The 16,725-nt window shown below is 65.6% G+C and carries 19 protein-coding genes, 1 tRNA gene and 1 other RNA gene; 5 read left to right on the forward strand and 16 right to left on the reverse strand.

All coding sequences use genetic code 11. The features are described 5' to 3' along the window. Positions 1 to 61: 61 nt before the first annotated feature. From SBA_RS14890 to SBA_RS14955, 14 genes are all read right to left on the reverse strand, one after another. Positions 62 to 595, reverse strand: a complete 534-nt coding sequence (locus SBA_RS14890; RefSeq protein ID WP_261934984.1) for a hypothetical protein — start codon at positions 593 to 595, stop codon at positions 62 to 64. Then, positions 582 to 977, reverse strand: a complete 396-nt coding sequence (gene hisI / locus SBA_RS14895) for a phosphoribosyl-AMP cyclohydrolase (RefSeq protein WP_261934985.1) — start codon at positions 975 to 977, stop codon at positions 582 to 584. Before hisI ends, SBA_RS14890 begins: the two co-directional genes overlap by 14 nt. Before the next feature lie 120 nt (positions 978 to 1,097). After that, positions 1,098 to 1,174 (reverse strand) — tRNA-His (locus SBA_RS14900). Between the two features lie 101 nt (positions 1,175 to 1,275). Continuing rightward, the gene (locus tag SBA_RS14905; RefSeq protein ID WP_261934986.1) at positions 1,276 to 1,866 is read right to left on the reverse strand and encodes a nucleotidyltransferase family protein; all 591 of its coding nucleotides are present in this window, start codon (positions 1,864 to 1,866) and stop codon (positions 1,276 to 1,278) included. Positions 1,867 to 1,876: 10 nt separating this feature from the next. Then, complete coding sequence (locus tag SBA_RS14910) at positions 1,877 to 2,449, reverse strand: septal ring lytic transglycosylase RlpA family protein (protein WP_224550089.1); 573 nt, start codon at positions 2,447 to 2,449, stop codon at positions 1,877 to 1,879. Between the two features lie 220 nt (positions 2,450 to 2,669). Beyond that, positions 2,670 to 2,942 (reverse strand): HU family DNA-binding protein, encoded by a 273-nt coding sequence (locus SBA_RS14915; protein WP_024019962.1) that lies wholly within the window; start codon positions 2,940 to 2,942, stop codon positions 2,670 to 2,672. A gap of 182 nt (positions 2,943 to 3,124) precedes the next feature. Next, positions 3,125 to 5,521: an endopeptidase La gene (lon, locus tag SBA_RS14920; RefSeq protein WP_261934987.1), complete on the reverse strand. Its 2,397-nt coding sequence runs from the start codon at positions 5,519 to 5,521 to the stop codon at positions 3,125 to 3,127. 249 nt (positions 5,522 to 5,770) lie between these two features. After that, positions 5,771 to 6,094, reverse strand: coding sequence for a YbaB/EbfC family nucleoid-associated protein (locus SBA_RS14925; RefSeq protein ID WP_224550087.1), 324 nt, complete (start codon positions 6,092 to 6,094; stop codon positions 5,771 to 5,773). Next, positions 6,091 to 7,728 carry a DNA polymerase III subunit gamma/tau gene (locus SBA_RS14930; protein ID WP_261934988.1) on the reverse strand — a complete coding sequence of 546 codons (1,638 nt, stop codon included), beginning with the start codon at positions 7,726 to 7,728 and terminating at the stop codon, positions 6,091 to 6,093. Before SBA_RS14930 ends, SBA_RS14925 begins: the two co-directional genes overlap by 4 nt. A 50-nt stretch (positions 7,729 to 7,778) precedes the next feature. Continuing rightward, positions 7,779 to 7,876: signal recognition particle sRNA small type (gene ffs / locus SBA_RS14935), an RNA gene on the reverse strand. A 127-nt stretch (positions 7,877 to 8,003) separates the two neighbouring features. Continuing rightward, positions 8,004 to 8,969 (reverse strand): SGM family class A beta-lactamase, encoded by a 966-nt coding sequence (gene blaSGM, locus SBA_RS14940; protein ID WP_261934989.1) that lies wholly within the window; start codon positions 8,967 to 8,969, stop codon positions 8,004 to 8,006. Between the two features lie 2 nt (positions 8,970 to 8,971). After that, the gene (locus tag SBA_RS14945; RefSeq protein ID WP_224550085.1) at positions 8,972 to 9,307 is read right to left on the reverse strand and encodes a 2Fe-2S iron-sulfur cluster-binding protein; all 336 of its coding nucleotides are present in this window, start codon (positions 9,305 to 9,307) and stop codon (positions 8,972 to 8,974) included. Positions 9,308 to 9,327: 20 nt separating this feature from the next. Next, on the reverse strand, positions 9,328 to 10,416 hold the full coding sequence (locus SBA_RS14950; protein WP_261934990.1) for a cysteine desulfurase family protein: 1,089 nt from the start codon (positions 10,414 to 10,416) through the stop codon (positions 9,328 to 9,330). Then, on the reverse strand, positions 10,413 to 11,540 hold the full coding sequence (locus SBA_RS14955; protein WP_261934991.1) for a cysteine desulfurase family protein: 1,128 nt from the start codon (positions 11,538 to 11,540) through the stop codon (positions 10,413 to 10,415). Before SBA_RS14955 ends, SBA_RS14950 begins: the two co-directional genes overlap by 4 nt. 161 nt (positions 11,541 to 11,701) lie before the next feature. On the opposite strand from SBA_RS14955, the gene SBA_RS14960 reads away from it, so the two are divergent. Then, on the forward strand, positions 11,702 to 12,358 hold the full coding sequence (locus tag SBA_RS14960) for an alpha/beta hydrolase (protein WP_155186460.1): 657 nt from the start codon (positions 11,702 to 11,704) through the stop codon (positions 12,356 to 12,358). A gap of 217 nt (positions 12,359 to 12,575) precedes the next feature. Next, positions 12,576 to 12,854 carry a hypothetical protein gene (locus SBA_RS14965; protein ID WP_261934992.1) on the forward strand — a complete coding sequence of 93 codons (279 nt, stop codon included), beginning with the start codon at positions 12,576 to 12,578 and terminating at the stop codon, positions 12,852 to 12,854. An 88-nt stretch (positions 12,855 to 12,942) separates the two neighbouring features. Here SBA_RS14965 and SBA_RS14970 read toward each other — a convergent pair whose 3' ends face one another. Next, positions 12,943 to 13,410 (reverse strand): hypothetical protein, encoded by a 468-nt coding sequence (locus tag SBA_RS14970; RefSeq protein ID WP_261934993.1) that lies wholly within the window; start codon positions 13,408 to 13,410, stop codon positions 12,943 to 12,945. A gap of 129 nt (positions 13,411 to 13,539) precedes the next feature. On the opposite strand from SBA_RS14970, the gene SBA_RS14975 reads away from it, so the two are divergent. Next, complete coding sequence (locus SBA_RS14975) at positions 13,540 to 14,676, forward strand: HPP family protein (RefSeq protein WP_261934994.1); 1,137 nt, start codon at positions 13,540 to 13,542, stop codon at positions 14,674 to 14,676. On the opposite strand, the gene SBA_RS14980 is transcribed toward SBA_RS14975, so the two are convergent. Beyond that, on the reverse strand, positions 14,630 to 14,821 hold the full coding sequence (locus SBA_RS14980; protein ID WP_261934995.1) for a hypothetical protein: 192 nt from the start codon (positions 14,819 to 14,821) through the stop codon (positions 14,630 to 14,632). The two genes, SBA_RS14975 and SBA_RS14980, sit on opposite strands and share 47 nt — an antisense overlap. A 101-nt stretch (positions 14,822 to 14,922) precedes the next feature. Here SBA_RS14980 and rpiB point away from each other — a divergent pair, with 101 nt between their 5' ends. Both rpiB and glyA read left to right on the forward strand, forming a co-directional pair. Beyond that, the gene (gene rpiB, locus SBA_RS14985; RefSeq protein WP_261934996.1) at positions 14,923 to 15,360 is read left to right on the forward strand and encodes a ribose 5-phosphate isomerase B; all 438 of its coding nucleotides are present in this window, start codon (positions 14,923 to 14,925) and stop codon (positions 15,358 to 15,360) included. Positions 15,361 to 15,372: 12 nt separating this feature from the next. Beyond that, positions 15,373 to 16,674: a serine hydroxymethyltransferase gene (glyA, locus tag SBA_RS14990; protein WP_261934997.1), complete on the forward strand. Its 1,302-nt coding sequence runs from the start codon at positions 15,373 to 15,375 to the stop codon at positions 16,672 to 16,674. The last annotated feature ends 51 nt before the right edge of the window (positions 16,675 to 16,725 follow it).

Raw genomic sequence — 16,725 nt, forward strand, 5'->3', positions numbered from 1 at the left:
GATTTACGCGATGTCCGAGTCATCAGATGATTCCATCGGATTAGAAATCGCTCCAAGGCCGCTAGCCCTCGCAGAGCGCCTTGCCGTCGCTGTCGCGGGCGCGCAGCGCGCTGGCGGCGTCATTGGCGATGCGGGGGAAGCTGACTCCCTCCAGCGTGCCGCGGCCCTTGCACAGGTCCGCACAGGCCATGTCGACCACGCCCGGTAGCGCCACCTGGTCGCCATCATATTGGGCGACCACGATGCAGCGGTCGCCGCCCTTGAAGCTGAGGATCAGCTTGTCGCCCGCGCGGCGTGCCGTACCCTGCCCGTGACAGCTCTGGTCCTCGCCGAAATTGGCCTGCAAGCCGAAGCGGAAGGCCGCATCCTTGGCCGGCATGACGCAGAGCAGGTCGCGCCCGGCTTCATGGCTGCGCTGGTAGAGGCCGACGGGCGACGTCTTGCCCGTATCGGTGATCGCCCCGCTTTCGATAGCGGCCCGTTCCAGCCCGGACGCCGGCGCACCACCAGCATCCGATGCGGCGGCGTCGGCGGCCGTCGGCGCGCGCTGGCACGCCGCCAGCAGGAGAAGAAGCGCGAGGCTAGCCCGCGGCATCGATGGAGGGATCAGCCGCAAGATCGACGGGCGTCAGGCCATCCGGCCCGACCCGACGGAAAAAGCAGGACCGCGCGCCGGTGTGGCAGGTCGGGCCGGCCGGGACCGCTTTCACCCAGACCGCGTCCTGATCGCAATCGATGCGGATGTCGCGCACCTCCAGCATATGGCCGGACGTCTCGCCCTTCTTCCACAGCGCCTGGCGGCTGCGCGACCAGAAATGGGCGAGGCCGGTTTCGACCGTCAGCGCCAGCGCCTGCGCATTCATATGCGCGACCATCAGCACTTCACCGTCGGCCGCGTCGGTCACGACAGCGGTGATCAGGGCATGATCGTCATATTTGGGATTAAGGGTCAACCCCTTGTCGCGCGCATCGGTCATGGGGGCGCTATAGAGCATCGCGCGGACAAGTGGGAACCGCTTTTGCGTATCCGATGATAGGAAAGGCATGACCGTCCCGGCGCGAGACGATCCCCTCGGATCAGGGGGAAAATCAGAAAATGGGGCGATCGACGGGATCCGAACCCGCGACCTCCGGTACCACAAACCGGCGCTCTAACCAACTGAGCTACGATCGCCACAGGGCCTTCCGGCCCGCGAGAGTTGGCCACATATGCGGCCCATTACCGGCCGTCAAGCAGACAAATGCACCCGATGCAGGATGATCGCGATTATGCCGTCATTGCAAGTGCGAATGACGGACTGCCGCGCTCCATGGCAGGATCGCCAGATCGGGCCAGCAAGCGGCCCAGCGCTGCGTCTTGGCTTCATATACCGACCGGTCGATCAGCGTCGCATTGGCTCGCACGACGGGCGCCAGAAAATCGTCCAGGCCGAAAGGCGCGGACAGGGCGAAGTCGCTGATGGCCACCGCGGACACGGTGGTCGGATAGGTCGTGGTCGCCTGCAACGCCGAACGGTAAGGCGGAATCACGATGCCGAAGCGGTCGGGATACCAGAGGTGGACGCGCGCCTGATTCTTGACGTCGAAACGGACCGGCAGATCGGCGAACAATTGCGCCACATGCGCGGCCGCCGCGGCCTCGCCCGCTTCCGACAGGTCGGCGGCGTCATGATAGATGATGTCCGCGTCGGCTATGCCGTGCAGCGGCGGCAGGTCGAAACAGGCGTTCCACCATGCCTGCGCCAGAAGGCTGCCCGACAGCCAGGCGTCGGGCAGGCCCAGTTGCGACCAGCGCCGCAGAATAGCGTCGGCGACCGGATGGTTGGAGGCGATGCGGCGCACCGCCTCCTCCTGCGCCACGGTCATGACGCTACAATCATGGTGACGGCACAGCCGCCTGCAATTGCGCCCGGAGATTGACGAGTGTCCGTTCCGGCACCTTTGGGCGATCCGACGCGGGCTTCCCCTTGCGCAGTCGTTCCCTGTCCTTTTCCGGCGGATCGACGAACCGCACGCGCACCGCGGCATGACCCTGGGCGCGGATGCCCAATTGCTCGGCCGCGCCGCGCGACAGGTCGATCACCCGCCCGCGCCCGGCGAAGGGGCCGCGATCGTTGACGCGAACCAGGATGGTCCGGCCGGTATCGAGCGCGGTCACCTCGACATAGCTGGGCAGCGGCAGGCTGGTGTGCGCGGCGGTGATCCATTTGGCGCGAAAGCGTTCGCCATTGGCGGTGCGATTGCCCGATTCCGAACCATACCAGCTCGCATAGCCCAACATGTCATAGCCGGGGTCCGCCGCCGGGACATAGGTTGCGCCGCGCACCTTGTAGGGCGGGCCGATCCGGACCGGCGTATCGCGCACCGGACGATAGTCGCCGCCGGCGCAAGCGGAAAGCGTAGCGAACCCGCAAATGATCCAGATGTGCCTGCCCGCGCGTCCCGTCATGCCGCCTTCCTATCGCCGGCAGGCGGGCGGGTCGAGGCCGATCGGGCAAAAAGAAGGGGACGAAAAGGCATGGTGCCTCTTCATCCCCTTCGCCTTTCGGCATCTGCGTCGCGGAAGATCAACTTCCTGTCGCCGCATCACTCTCCTGAAAAACTTTCCGGCCGCGATGCCGGTAGGTCGTCAAACGGTGGGCGCCCGCCAATGGCAGGCGCCCCATCCGTCAGTTGACCGAATCCTTCAGGCCCTTGCCGGCCTTGAACTTCGGCTGCGCCGAAGCCTTGATGGTCATGGTTTCGCCGGTGCGCGGGTTACGGCCGGTCGAAGCCTTGCGCTGCGAAACCGAGAAGGTGCCGAAGCCGACGAGGCGCACTTCGTCGCCCTTCTTCAGAGCGCCGGTGATGGCGTCGAACACGCCTTCTACAGCCTTCGTCGCGTCATTCTTGCTGAGGCCGCTGCTTTCAGCGACTGCGCTGATCAAATCCTGCTTGTTCATGCCTTGGGAACCCCCTTGTGCTGTTGGTTGATTTAGGAATCGCGGCGTAGGCGGCGCAATAAGGCGCGGATTTCTGCGCCTGTCAAAGGGAAAGCGACAAAGTCCTTCGCTGCGATCGAAATTTGCGCCCGCCTGCGCGAAATATGCCGAAACCGACGGCAAACCGCCGGTTTCGGTTTGGCTTAATGCCGCAGCGCGGGATCGCTGTCGCGGCCGGGCGCATTGCTCGGCTGGGCGGCGAGGTCGTCCTCTTCGGTCCAGGCGATCGCTTCGGGAACCGACGCCAGCGCACGCGCCAGCACCTCGTCCACATGGCTGACCGGCACGATTTCCAGACCGTCGCGGATGTTGGCCGGAATTTCCGCCAGGTCTTTCTCGTTTTCCTGCGGGATCAGCACCGTCTTGATGCCGCCGCGCAGCGCGGCCAGCAGCTTCTCCTTGAGGCCGCCGATCGGCAGCACCCGCCCGCGCAACGTGACCTCGCCGGTCATCGCCACGTCCTTGTGGACGGGGATGCCGGTCAGCGTGGACACGATGCAGGTCACCATGCCGATGCCCGCCGACGGACCATCTTTGGGCACTGCGCCTTCGGGCAGATGGATATGGATATCCTTGCGGTTGAACACGCTGGGCTTGATGCCATAGCCGGGCGAGCGCGCCCGGACATAGGAAAAGGCCGCCTGGATCGATTCGTTCATGACCTCGCCGAGCTTGCCGGTGGTCTTGATCATGCCCTTGCCGGGCACGGTCACCGCCTCGATCGTCAGCAGCTCGCCGCCGACCTCGGTCCAGGCCAGGCCCGTCACCGCGCCGATCTGATCCTCTTCCTCGCCCACGCCGTGGCGGAATTTCCGCACACCGGCATAATCGGCCAGATTGTCGGGCGTGATGACGACCTTGTCATAGGCGCCTTCCAGGATTTTGCGCAGCGCCTTGCGGGCGAGGCGCGCAATCTCGCGCTCCAGCGTGCGGACGCCAGCCTCGCGGGTATAATAGCGGATGAGGTCGCGGACGGCATCTTCCGTCACCACGAACTCGTCGCCCTTGAGGCCATGGGCGTCGATCTGCTTGGCGACCAGATGGCGCTGGGCGATCTCGACCTTCTCGTCCTCGGTATAGCCTTCCAGCCGGATGATCTCCATGCGGTCGAGCAGAGGCTGCGGCAAATTCAGCGAGTTGGCGGTCGTCACGAACATGATGTCCGAAAGATCGACGTCGATCTCCAGATAATGATCCTGGAACTTGCTATTCTGTTCCGGGTCCAGCACCTCCAGCAGCGCCGATGCCGGATCGCCCCGGAAATCCTGGCCCAGCTTGTCGATCTCATCCAGCAGGAAGAGCGGGTTCATCGTCCCCGCCTTCTTGAGGTTGGTGACGATCTTGCCCGGCAGCGAGCCGATATAGGTGCGGCGGTGGCCGCGAATTTCAGCCTCGTCGCGCACGCCGCCCAGCGACTGGCGCACGAACTCGCGGCCCGTGGCTTTCGCGATCGAGCGGCCCAGCGACGTCTTGCCGACGCCCGGCGGGCCGACGAGGCACAGGATCGGCCCCTTCAGCTTGTTGGTGCGCGCCTGCACGGCCAGATATTCGATGATCCGGTCCTTGACTTTCTCCAGCGCGAAATGATCCTCGTCGAGGATATCCTGCGCTTTCTTGAGGTCATTCTTGACCTTGCCCTTCTTGCCCCAGGGCAGGCCGAGCAGCACGTCCAGATAGTTGCGCACGACGGTCGCTTCGGCCGACATGGGCTGCATGCCCTTGAGCTTCTTCAGTTCCGCCGTGGCCTTGGCGCGGGCTTCCTTGGACAGCTTGGTCTTGGCGATCTTCTCGGTCAGTTCGGCAAGCTCGTCGCCTTCCTCACCCTCGCCATTGCCCAGCTCGCGCTGGATCGCCTTGAGCTGCTCGTTGAGATAATATTCGCGCTGGGTCTTTTCCATCTGGCGCTTCACGCGACCGCGGATTTTCTTTTCGACCTGGAGTACGCCCAGTTCGCCTTCCATGAAGGCGAAGACCATTTCCAGCCGCTTGACCGGATCGGCTTCGACCAGCAGCGATTGCTTGTCGGACACCTTGACGTTGATGTTGGCCGACACGGCGTCGGCCAGGCGGCCCGCATCCTCGATCTCGCGCAACTGGACCGGGGTTTCGGCCGGCAGCTTCTTGTTGAGCTTGGCGTAATTTTCAAACTGCTCGGCGACCGAGCGCATCAGCGCGGAGGCTTCGGGACCTTCCGCCACGATCTCTTCCACGTCATCGACATTGGCGACGAGATAGGTGTCGCGCGTCTCCATCGATTCGAGCTGGGCGCGATGCTTGCCCTCCACCAGCACGCGGACGGTGCCGTCGGGCAGCTTGAGCAGTTGCAGCACAATCGCGACGACGCCGGTGTCGTAGAGCGAATCCCGGCCCGGATCATCCTCCGCCGGGTCGAGCTGGGACACGAGGAAGATTTCCTTCGAGCCTTCCATCGCCGCTTCGAGCGCAGCGACGCTCTTGTCGCGACCGACGAACAGCGGGACGATCATCTGCGGGAAGACGACGATGTCGCGCAGCGGCAGAAGGGGATATTGCACAGTCATTCAGTCTCCGGGGCCGAAAGAAGCGGCCCTCTCCTACGGTTCATCGCCTTTATGGGGATGCCCGTCGCAGCAATCAATTGCGAGCTGTCATAATGACGAAACGATGAACGCCAGGTGATCGATCCGCCGTCTGGAAAATACGCTGCCGCGCATTTTCGGAACCGCACCAGCCCTCTCCCCCACCCGGCCACCCATATGATACTGCCGTTGGGTGGCCGGGTGGGGGAGAGGGCTGGTGCGGCCAGTGCATCAAAACGGCAGTTTGAAGCCGGGGGGCAGCGGCAGGCCCGCGGTCATCTTGCCCATTTCGGCATTGCTGATCTCGTCCGCCTTCTTGCGCGCATCGTTGAACGCAGCGGTGATAAGGTCTTCCAATATCGGCTTTTCCGACGGCGCGAGCAGCGTGTCGTCGATCGATACGCCCAGGATGCGCCCCTTGGCCGAGGCCCGCACCTTGACCAACCCGCCGCCGGCCGCGCCCTCGACCTCCAGCTTGTCGAGATTGTCCTGCGCACGCTGCAATTCTTCCTGAACACGGCTCGCCATGCCGAGGATTTCGTTCAAGTCCTTCATTGTCCTGCACTCCATGCTTCGGGCCGGTCGGTTTCGACCAACTCCGCTTCGGGGAAGGCGGCGATCGCCGCCTTGACCACCGGGGTTTCCAATATATCGGCGCGCGCAGCGGCCTTCACCGCCTGCTCCTGCTCCAGCAGCGTCTGCTCGCCGCCGCTCGCCGCCAGCGTCACGACCCATCGGGTTCCGGATGTCGCGGCGTTCAGCGCCTGCTCCAGGTCGCGTTTGAAGTCGCCATGCGTCCAGCTATGGGTCAGGCGAATGGCGATATCGGGCGGGCTGAGCGAGACGAGCGCGGCGCAATCATTGAGGTGATTGGCCAGCAACGGCTTCTGCCGGTCGATCAGCGCGACGATTTCCTGCATCGTAGCGGGCAGCCGCGCGGCGGGCGCGGAGGACGGCGCGGCAGGCGTTCCACCGGAAGCAGGCGCAACCATGGCGGGCGCCCCCTCCCGCAGCATCCGCGCCAGTTCGCCCGGATCGGGCATGGTCGCGGCGTGCATAACGCGCAGCAGCGCCATTTCGCAGCTTTCGATCGGCAGGACGGCGTTGGCGACTTCGTCATGCCCCTTGAGCAGCAATTGCCACAGGCGATGGAGCGGTGCGAAGCCCAGTTGCGCCGCCCAGTCGGCCAGCGCTTCCCGCTCTTCGGCCGACTGGCCGGGGCTGGCGATGTCGCGACCGGCCTTCGCCAGGGTCACGGCATGGACCAGTTCCATCAGGCCGCGCATCAGCGCAAGCGGCTCGACGCCCAGCGCATATTGGTCGCGCACCGCGCCCAGCAACGCGCCCGTATCGCCTTCCAGCAGCAGCCCCAGCAAGCGGCGCACCGATCCACGATCGGACAGGCCCAGCATGTCGCGCACCTGGGCGGCGCTGACCATCGGCGCGTCGCCGTCTGCGCCATCCGGCCCCATTTCCGCATGGGCGATCGCCTGGTCGAGGATCGACAGGCCGTCGCGCGCGGACCCTTCGGCCGCCTGCGCGATCAGCGCCAGCGCATCGGGTTCCGCCGCAACGCTTTCGGCTTCCACCACATGGGCGAAATGGGCGGCGAGCAGTTCGGCAGGGATGCGGCGAAGGTCGAAGCGCTGGCAGCGCGACAGCACCGTCACCGGCACCTTGTTCACCTCGGTCGTGGCGAACAGGAATTTCACATGGGCGGGCGGCTCCTCCAGCGTCTTCAACAGCGCGTTGAAGGCGTTTTTGGAGAGCATATGGACTTCGTCGATGATGTAGATTTTGTAGCGCGCCGACACGGCGGCATAGCGCACCGCCTCGATAATCTCGCGCACATCGTCCACGCCGGTGTGGCTGGCGGCGTCCATTTCGACCACGTCGATATGCCGACCCTCGGCAATGGCGACGCAGGGTTCGCAGACGCCGCAGGGGTCGATGGTCGGCCCGCCCTGCCCGTCCGGGCCGATGCAGTTGAGCGCCTTGGCGATCAGCCGCGCGGTGGAGGTCTTCCCTACCCCGCGCACGCCGGTCATCAGGAAGGCGTGGGCCAGCCGGCCGCGCCTGATCGCATTGCCCAGCGTCTGGACCATCGCATCCTGCCCGATCAGTTCACGGAAACTGCGCGGTCGATATTTGCGCGCCAGGACGCGATAGGGCTGCGGGGAATCGGACATAGTCATCGTCTAGCCGTTCGGGTGGCTATTGTCGAAGCTGGATGAAGGTGGAGGGTGGGAGCCGGAACGACCCGTGACGAAATCACTGTGGCTGCTTCCGTCAGGACCTGACCAGGTTCGCGACGATCACGTCCGCCCGACTCCCGGCGCGGCATATGGCGAAAGGGGACCGGGATGGCAAGGGCACAATCCCGTCTCCGTTCGTTTCGAGCGAAGTCGAGAAACCTTTCCTGCGCGCTTCTCGACTTCGCTCGAAGCGAACGGATGATTTTTGGCTACTCCAGCCCGCTCTTCTGCGCCTTGCCCACGAAATCGAGCGCGGCGCGCGCGGTTTCGGCGATCGCTGCCTCGGCCTTCTTCGCGTCCACCGTTGGCCGGTCGAGATAGATGGCCAGGACATATTCGTCGCCATTGGGCGCCTTCACCAGCGCCACGTCATTATAGGCGGTGCCGCATGTCCCGGTCTTGCTGCCCGATGTCCATCCCGCAGGCAGGCCAGCCTTGATCCGCTTGTCGCCGGTGCTGCTGGCGTTGAACCAGGTGCGCAGGCGCTCGACGCTCGTCGGCTGCATGTCGCGGAAGAAGAGCCGACCCATCAGCCCGGCCATGGCGGCCGGCGTGGTGGTATCGCGCGGATCACCCTCCGCATTTTCATTGAGCGTCGGTTCGGTGCGGTCGAGCCGGGTCACGGCGTCGCCATGGGCGCGCATGAAGGACGTCAGCCCCTCCGGCCCGCCCAGCATCGGCAGCAGCAGGTTGGCGGCGCTGTTGTCGCTCACCTCGACCGCGGCCTGGGCCAGTTCACCCATGCTCATGCGGCCGCGCTTCTTGTTCTTCTTCACCACCGGGGCGTAATCGAGGATATCGTCGCCGCTAAAGGGTATCTCTCCCTCCAGCCCGAACTTGCCGCCTTCCGCGCCGATCAGCACGGCGGCGGCCAGCGGCGCCTTGAAGGTCGAGCACATGGCGAACCGCTCGTCGCGGTTGAAGCCCAGCAGCAGCGCGCCACTCCGATCAACCAGCGCGACACCGAGGCGGCCGCCGGCCTCCTTCTCGATCTCCGCCGGGTTGCGCACCGAGGCGAGCGCCGATTGCGGCACCAGATAGCGCGGCGCAGCCGGCAGCAGCGAATCGAGCCGGCCGGTGGGTTCGGGCGGCCTGGCCGGCGCCTTCTTCCTGTCGGCGGCCATCGACGGCGCCGCCAGCAGGGCCAGCGTCGCCAAAGCGGTCAGAATCTTCACGGTCACATGCCCTGCATATTGTTGAATTCACCGGGAATACGGACGGTCAGCCGGTCCATCTTGTCGTCCAGGATGATCTGGCAGGACAGGCGGCTGGTCCGGGTGGCGGCGGCGGCAAGGTCGAGCATATCCTCTTCATCCTCGCTGGCGCGCGGCAGGCGCGCAAAATCTTCGGCATCGACGACGACATGGCAGGTGGAACAGGCCATCTGCCCTTCGCATGTGCCCTCCAGCGGCTGGCCGGCGGCCTGGGCGATATCGAGCAGCACCGATCCCGCGGGCGCGTCAACCTCCTGTCGTCTCTCGCCGTCGGCGCTGATGAAGGTGACCCTGGTCATGCTAATGCGTGCGCTCCCTTTTACGGCGCCGCTTGTGCGGCTGCCGCTTCCTGCAATGCCTCTGCCGCCCTCTCCAACTCTTCCCGGCGCGTGTATCGGCCAAAGCCGATCCGCACCGATCCACGCGCCTGTGCATCTGTCAGCCCGAGCGCGCGCAGGACATGGCTAGGCCGCCCGGACCCGCTTGCGCAAGCGCTACCGAGCGAAAAAGCAACATTGCGGCAATCCGACAACAGCCGCGCGCCGTCGATTCCGTCGCGCCGCAGGTTGAGATTGCCCGGATAGCGCGCCGTTTGCGAGCCGTTCAACGTCCAGTCCGCAAAGAGCTTGGCGGCCAGCGCGGCGAGGCTTTCGACATGGGCGCGGTCGCTGTCCGCCCGGTCGCGCATCAGCCGCGCCGCGACGCCGAATCCCGCGCACAGGGCGGGCGACAATGTGCCGGAGCGCAGCCCACCCTCCTGCCCGCCGCCATGGATCAGCGGCGCTGGCCGGACACCGTCGCGCAGCCAGAGCGCGCCCACGCCCTTGGGGCCATGGATCTTGTGCGCGCTGATCGCGACCATGTCGCAGGTGGACGGAATGGGGACGCGGCCATAGCCCTGCACCGCATCGCACAGGAACAGCGCACCCGCGCGGTGCGCGAGGTCGGCGAGCGCCGCGACCGGCTGGATCACGCCGATCTCATTATTCACCAGCATCGCGACGACGAGTGCGACAGCTGGACCGATGGCGCGGGCAGCGGCTTCCAGATCGACGACACCGTCCGGTCCGACCGGCAGCACGGTCACATCCCGCCCGGTCCGGGCCATCGCTTCGGCTGTGTCCAGCACCGCGGCATGTTCGGTCGCGATGGTCACGATGCCGCCCGGCGGCGCGCCCTGGATCGCGATGTTGAGCGCCTCGGTCGCGCCGGAGGTGAACAGCAACGTGCCGCCGGGGGGGAGCAATCGGACAATCTCCTCCCGCGCCACCTCCACCTGCGCGGCGGTGAAGCGGCCCAGGCGATGCGCGCTGTGCGGGTTGGCGAACTGGTCGCGCAACAACGGCACCATCGCATCGAAGGCTTCGGGCGCGAGCGGTGTCGTCGCCTGATAATCGAGATAGATCATTGGCTTGCTCGCCCAAAAGCCTTGGCCGCCATGCTTTTCCAAATGGCGAGGAACCTGTCCATGTCGCTGTCGCATGTTTGCGGGCCGAAGCTGACGCGGACGACCTCAGCCGCGGCGTCCTCGTCCCAGCCCATCGCGCCCAGCACATGGCTGGTCTTGAGGGAGCCGGAGGAACAGGCGCTGCCAGCGGACACGGAAATGCCCGCCAGGTCGAACTGGATCAGCTGCGCGCGGGCCGACAGACCGGGCATCCGGTAACTGGCGATGGCGGGCAGGCGCGGCGCATCGCGCGCCACGATGATGCCGCCCGCCGCCTCTATCCCTGCGTCCAGCCGCGTGCGCAGGGCGGTCGCGCGGGGCAGCCAGTCCTCCCGCGCCTCCAGCGCCGCCACCATGGCCAGAATCGCGGGCAGATTTTCGGTGCCGGCGCGATAGCCCTGCTCCTGCCCGCCGCTCGGCTCGATCAGCGCCAGGTCGCGGATCAGCAGCGCGCCGATGCCGGGCGGACCGCCGAATTTGTGCGCGCTGATCGCGATCATGTCCGCGTCCGGCAGGGGCAGCTTGCCCGCGCTCTGGGCGCAATCGGCGAACAGGATCGCGCCGTCGCGGTCGATCCGGTCGAGCGGCTGGATCACGCCGGTTTCGTTATTGACGTGCTGGATGGCAAGGAGTGTCCCTACCTCTGCTTGATCGTCATCCCCGCGAAGGCGGGGATCCATCTCCTGCGCGGCGTTCGAGGACAGGGCCGGAGATAGATTCCCGCCTTCGCGGGAAGAAAGGGCAAGACCATCTGACGCGACCGCCAGCCGCGCTGCGCCCTTCGTCACGCGCAGCACCGCGTCATGCTCGACCGGCGATGTGACGATGCGCCCGCCCTTCGCGCGTTGCAGGCCGATCGCGATCGCCTCGCTCGCGCCGGAGGTGAAGATCACATGCCCGCTCCAGCCCATTGCCGCCGCGATGCGCCGCCGGGCATCCTCCAACCGGGCGCGGGCGGCGCGGCCGTCGGCATGGGGGCTGGACGGGTTGGCCCAGTTCGCCATCGCCTCCATCATCGCGTCGCGCGCGGCGGGCAGCATCGGCGTGGTAGCGGCATGATCGAGATAAAGGCGGTCGGCGGCCAAGCGGCGTTACTCATTGATTGCGGAAATGGCGGCGGCTTCTATATAGGCGGTCTGCCGCGCAGCGCCAGCAATAGCATTTGCCCATGCGACCGTCTGTGCGATCCGCATCCATTCGCCGCCAGCCCATGCGGGCAGGACGGCCCAGAACGATAACAGGTGCCATGCCCGACGTCATTTTCCCCGGACCCGAAGGTCGCCTCGAAGGCCGTTTCAGCCCCCCGCCCCGCCCGCGTGCGCCGGTCGCCATGATCCTGCATCCGCATCCCCAGGGCGGCGGCACGATGAACGACCGCATCACCCAGGCGCTCTACAAGACCTTCGTGAAGCGCGGCTTCGCCGTGCTGCGCTTCAACTTCCGCGGCGTCGGCCGCAGCCAGGGCACGTTCGACAATGGCATCGGCGAGCTGAGCGACGCCGCGGCGGCGCTCGACTGGGTGCAGAGCTTCCACCCCGAAGCCCAGACCACCTGGATCGCGGGCTTCTCCTTCGGCGCCTGGATCGGCATGCAATTGCTGATGCGCCGCCCGGAAATCCGCGGCTTCATCTCGGTCGCGCCGCCCGCCAACATGTACGACTTCTCCTTCCTCGCGCCCTGCCCCTCGTCGGGCATCATCGTGCAGGGCACGTCGGACGAAGTGGTGACCGCGAGCGCGGTGCAGAAGCTGGTCGACAAGCTGCGCACGCAAAAGGGCATCACCATCCATCACGACGAAATTCGCGGCGCGAACCATTTCTTCGAGCATGAGCTGGACCAGCTGATGAAGTCGGTCGACAATTATCTCGACATGCGCCTGTCACCGGATTCCCCGATCCGCTGAGCGATCGGGAATTCGACGAACGAGAAAGGCCGCCCGCGAGGCGGCCTTTTTTTTGTGTCATGTGAGGCTGGGAGGGGTGGTTTGCGGACTGTCGGCTTTTGATGAAAATCCGATCCGTTCTTACCCGAAACTGCTATCAATTTGGCTCCGATATTTCTCTGTAGAATGGCGGCGATCTGATAAACTTGGACGGCATTTCGTGATGGAGAGGCATCCTATGCCAATCGGCTTCTTTTTGTTTGGTGCTCTCGCGTTTCTGGCGGTCTATTTTGGTATTTCCAGCAATATTGCGAGGGATCGTGCTTGGAAAGTAGGAACACTCTGCGTCCTCGTCCCAGCCGTTGTTGGCTCTTCGTATCTGCTTGTTTTGTATAATAACTACGGCAGCGGACGTGGCGTGTTCGGACTTGCTATTGTAATTGTGCTTGGTCTGGGCGGACCTGTATCTCTGTATGGTGTGGGGCTTCTTATTCGAGCTATCAGTTCGCCAAGATAGCTTCCAAAGTCCGCTTTCGGGCAACTCTCATAGACTCGTGAGTGTCCATTTTTGGTCGCTTCCCGACCAACCGCTTTTACGCCCTCCCCTATATCTGACGCTTCGCATCGAAAGGCGCGACGATCTTGCAGCGGTAGGCGCGCACTTCGTCGATCAGGCCGGTGTGCAGTTCGGTCGACAGGACAAGGGTCGACCGGTCCAGCCGCTCCAGCCGCCGCATGTTGCTGAGCAGGCCGCTGAGCATCCCGCCGCCTTGCTGGACCAGGGTGATCGTCGCATCGTCCTGCGCCGCGATCTTGTTCCAGCCCTGGCCGCCTTCGCGCCACCGGCCAGCGGTGAAATCGATCACGATTTCCCGGACGGATCGGTCGTCGGCGGTACAGGACAGGCCGCGGATCTGCGCCGGAGCAGGCGGCACGGGCGAAACGGCCGGCGGCGGCGCTGGCGGCGCAGCATGGCCTGGGGCGGCAAGACTGGGGGTCGCAATCAGGCAGCCAAGCGCTGCCAGGATGGTCGAGGCCGATCGGTTGAGCATGGCGTCGATCCTACCAGACATGCGGGGCGCAGGATACCGGCTAGCGCAAGCCGCGCCTGACGGCAGGACGCGACCGTGCAAAGCCCCCTTTACCCCGCCCCATAATTTCCCGCTTGGCGCACCGTCCGGCCGGCGATAGCCATCCGCGCCATGTCCGACGCCCCGAAAAACGACGTTCGCCTGATCTGGAGCCGCTATTACAGCGCCTTCATCCCCGCCGGTCCGTCGGGACCGGGCTTTGTCGACCGACTGAAAGCGGCGAGCGGGGCGATCGGCGGGATCGCGGTGACGGGGCTGCTGTGCGGGCTGATGCTGGGCAATGGTCTGGCCCATCCGCTGCTGGTCGCGCCGATGGGCGCGTCGGCGGTGCTGCTGTTCGCGGTTCCTGCCAGTCCGCTGGCCCAGCCCTGGCCGGTGCTGGGCGGCAACGTCATTTCCGCGCTGGTCGGTATCTTCGTGGCGAAGGCCGTTCCCGATCCCACCTTCGCCGCCGCGCTGGCGGTGGGCGCGGCGATCGCCATCATGTCGCTGCTCCGCTGCCTCCACCCGCCCGGCGGCGCGGTGGCGCTGTCCGCCGCGCTGGGCGTAAAGGGGGTGGCGAGCAGCTATCTGTTCGCGCTGGTGCCGGTGGGGGTGAACACCCTGCTGCTGCTGGTGGTAGCGATCCTGTTCCATCGCATCGCCGGTCATAATTATCCCCATGTGGCGCCCAAAGCGCCCGCCCCGCACGGCACCGCCGATCCCGCGCCGCTGCTGCGCGCCGGTCCGAGCGCGCAGGATGTGGCCGACGCGGTGCAGGGCTATGGCGATGCGCTGGACGTGGACCAGGCGGACCTGCGCCAGTTGCTGGCGGACGCCGAACTGCGCGCGGCCGAACGGCTGCATGGCGCGGTGCCCTGCGCGCAGATCATGGCGCGCGACGTGATCCACGTGCCCGCCAGCCAGCCGATGGAGCAGGTGCGCGCCTTGATGCTGGCGCGCGGCCTGTTGTCGCTGCCGGTACTGGACGACGCAGGGCGCGTGCAGGGAATCATAGGCGCTCTCGACCTTGGCCGGGAGGGCGAACGCGCCGGCGACATCGCCCGCCGCGCCCTGCTGGTCCATGCCGACACGCCTGTCGCGCGGCTCATCGGCCCCCTGAGCAGCGGCGCGCGGCGCGCCGCCATCGTCGTCGATGCCGATCACAGATTGCAGGGGCTGGTGACCCAGACCGATTTGCTGGCCTCGCTGGCGCTTCGGGCTAGCGCTGCTCCAGCGTCGGCAGATCCGGGCCGGGAATCGCGCTGATCGCGACATTGCCGAACATGACGAGGCCCGCGAGGATCATCAGGCCGCCGCGCTTGCGGTCGCCCTTCTTCACGATCGCATAGACGCCGCCGCCGGTCAGCAGCATGCCCGCGAGCATCAATATGGATAAAATCGTGCCAGCCATGGGCGTTGCCTTAAGCGCCAAGCTCGACGGTGGCAATTGCCGTCCTGTCCCCTTATGAGGCGCGCAGAACGAATCACCCCAGGAACGCAGGGGCTGCACCTATGAAAATCGCCATCGCTTCCGATCATGCCGCCATCGACCTGAAAGCGGAACTTGCGCAGTGGCTGCGCGACGAGGGCCATGCGGTCGCCGACCTCGGCCCCGCGACCGCCGACCGCGTCGATTATCCCGATTATGGTTACAAGCTTGCGACAGCGGTCGCATCCGGCGACGCGGAACGCGGCATTGCGCTATGCGGCTCCGGCATCGGCATTTCGATCGCGGTCAACCGCAACCCGGCCTGCCGCTGCGCTCTGGTGGGTGAGCCGCTGTCGGCCGCCCTGTCGCGCGAGCATAATGACGCCAACGTCCTCGCCATGGGCGCCCGCCTGACCGGCGTGGACATGGCGAAAGCCTGCGTCACCGCCTTCCTCACCACCGATTTCGGCGGTGGCCGCCATGCCGGCCGCGTCGAAAAACTGTCCCAGCCCGCGCTCTGAAAGGAAGTTTCGATGAGCACTGACATCCTCGCCCCCGCCATCCGCCAGGACGGCTTCTTCAGCGAATCGCTTGGCCTTGCGGACCCGGAAATCTTCGGCGCGATTGGCAATGAGCTGAAGCGCCAGCAGGACAAGATCGAACTGATCGCGTCCGAGAACATCGTGTCGAAGGCGGTGCTGGAAGCGGCCGGTTCGATCTTCACCAACAAATATGCCGAGGGTTACCCAGGCAAGCGCTATTATGGCGGCTGCGAATATGCCGACGTCGTCGAGACGCTGGCGATCGAGCGCGCGAAAGAGCTGTTCGGTGCGAACTTCGCCAATGTGCAACCCAATAGCGGCAGCCAGATGAACCAGGCCGTGTTCCTGGCGCTGCTCCAGCCGGGCGATACCTTCATGGGCCTCGACCTGTCGTCGGGCGGCCACCTGACCCACGGGTCGCCGGTCAATATGTCCGGCAAGTGGTTCAAGCCGGTCGCCTATGGCGTGCGCCCCGACGATCATCTGATCGACATGGACGAGGTCGCCCGCATCGCGCGCGAATGCAAGCCAAAGCTCATCATCTGCGGCGGCACGGCCTATTCGCGCGTGTGGGACTTCAAGCGCTTCCGCGAAATCGCGGATGAGGTCGGCGCCTATCTGCTGGCCGACATGTCGCATTTTTCCGGCCTGGTCGCCGGCGGCGCGCATCCCTCGCCGGTGCCTCACGCCCATGTCACCACGACCACGACCCACAAGTCGCTGCGCGGTCCGCGATCGGGCATCATCCTCAGCAATGACGAGGCGATCGCCAAGAAGCTGAACAGCGCGATCTTCCCCGGCTTGCAGGGCGGCCCGCTGATGCACATCATCGCGGCCAAGGCGGTGGCGTTCAAGGAAGCGCTGACGCCCGAATTCAAAGCCTATGCCCATCAGATCGTCGCCAACGCCCGCGCGCTGAGCGAGACGCTGGCCGATGCCGGCCTGTCGATCGTGTCGGGCGGCACCGACAATCATCTGATGCTGGTCGACCTGCGCGCCAAGAACACCACCGGCAAGGCCGCGGAAAAGGCGCTCGATCGCGCCTATATCACCTGCAACAAGAACAACGTGCCGTTCGACACGGCCAGCCCGTTCGTCACCTCGGGTGTCCGTTTGGGTACGCCTGCGGGCACGACGCGCGGCTTCCGCGAGGAAGAATTCCGCGAAATCGGCCGCCTGATCGCCGAGGTCGTGGAAGGCCTGAAGCGCAATGGCGACGAAGGCGATGGCCAGGTCGAGCAGCATGTGCGGGAAAAGGTGCTGGGCCTGACCGCGCGCTTCCCGATTTACTGATATACCTGATCCGTTCGGGCTGAGCGACGTCTAAGCCTCAGCCCGAACGGA

The organism is Sphingomonas bisphenolicum (assembly GCF_024349785.1).
Classification (GTDB): domain Bacteria; phylum Pseudomonadota; class Alphaproteobacteria; order Sphingomonadales; family Sphingomonadaceae; genus Sphingobium; species Sphingobium bisphenolicum.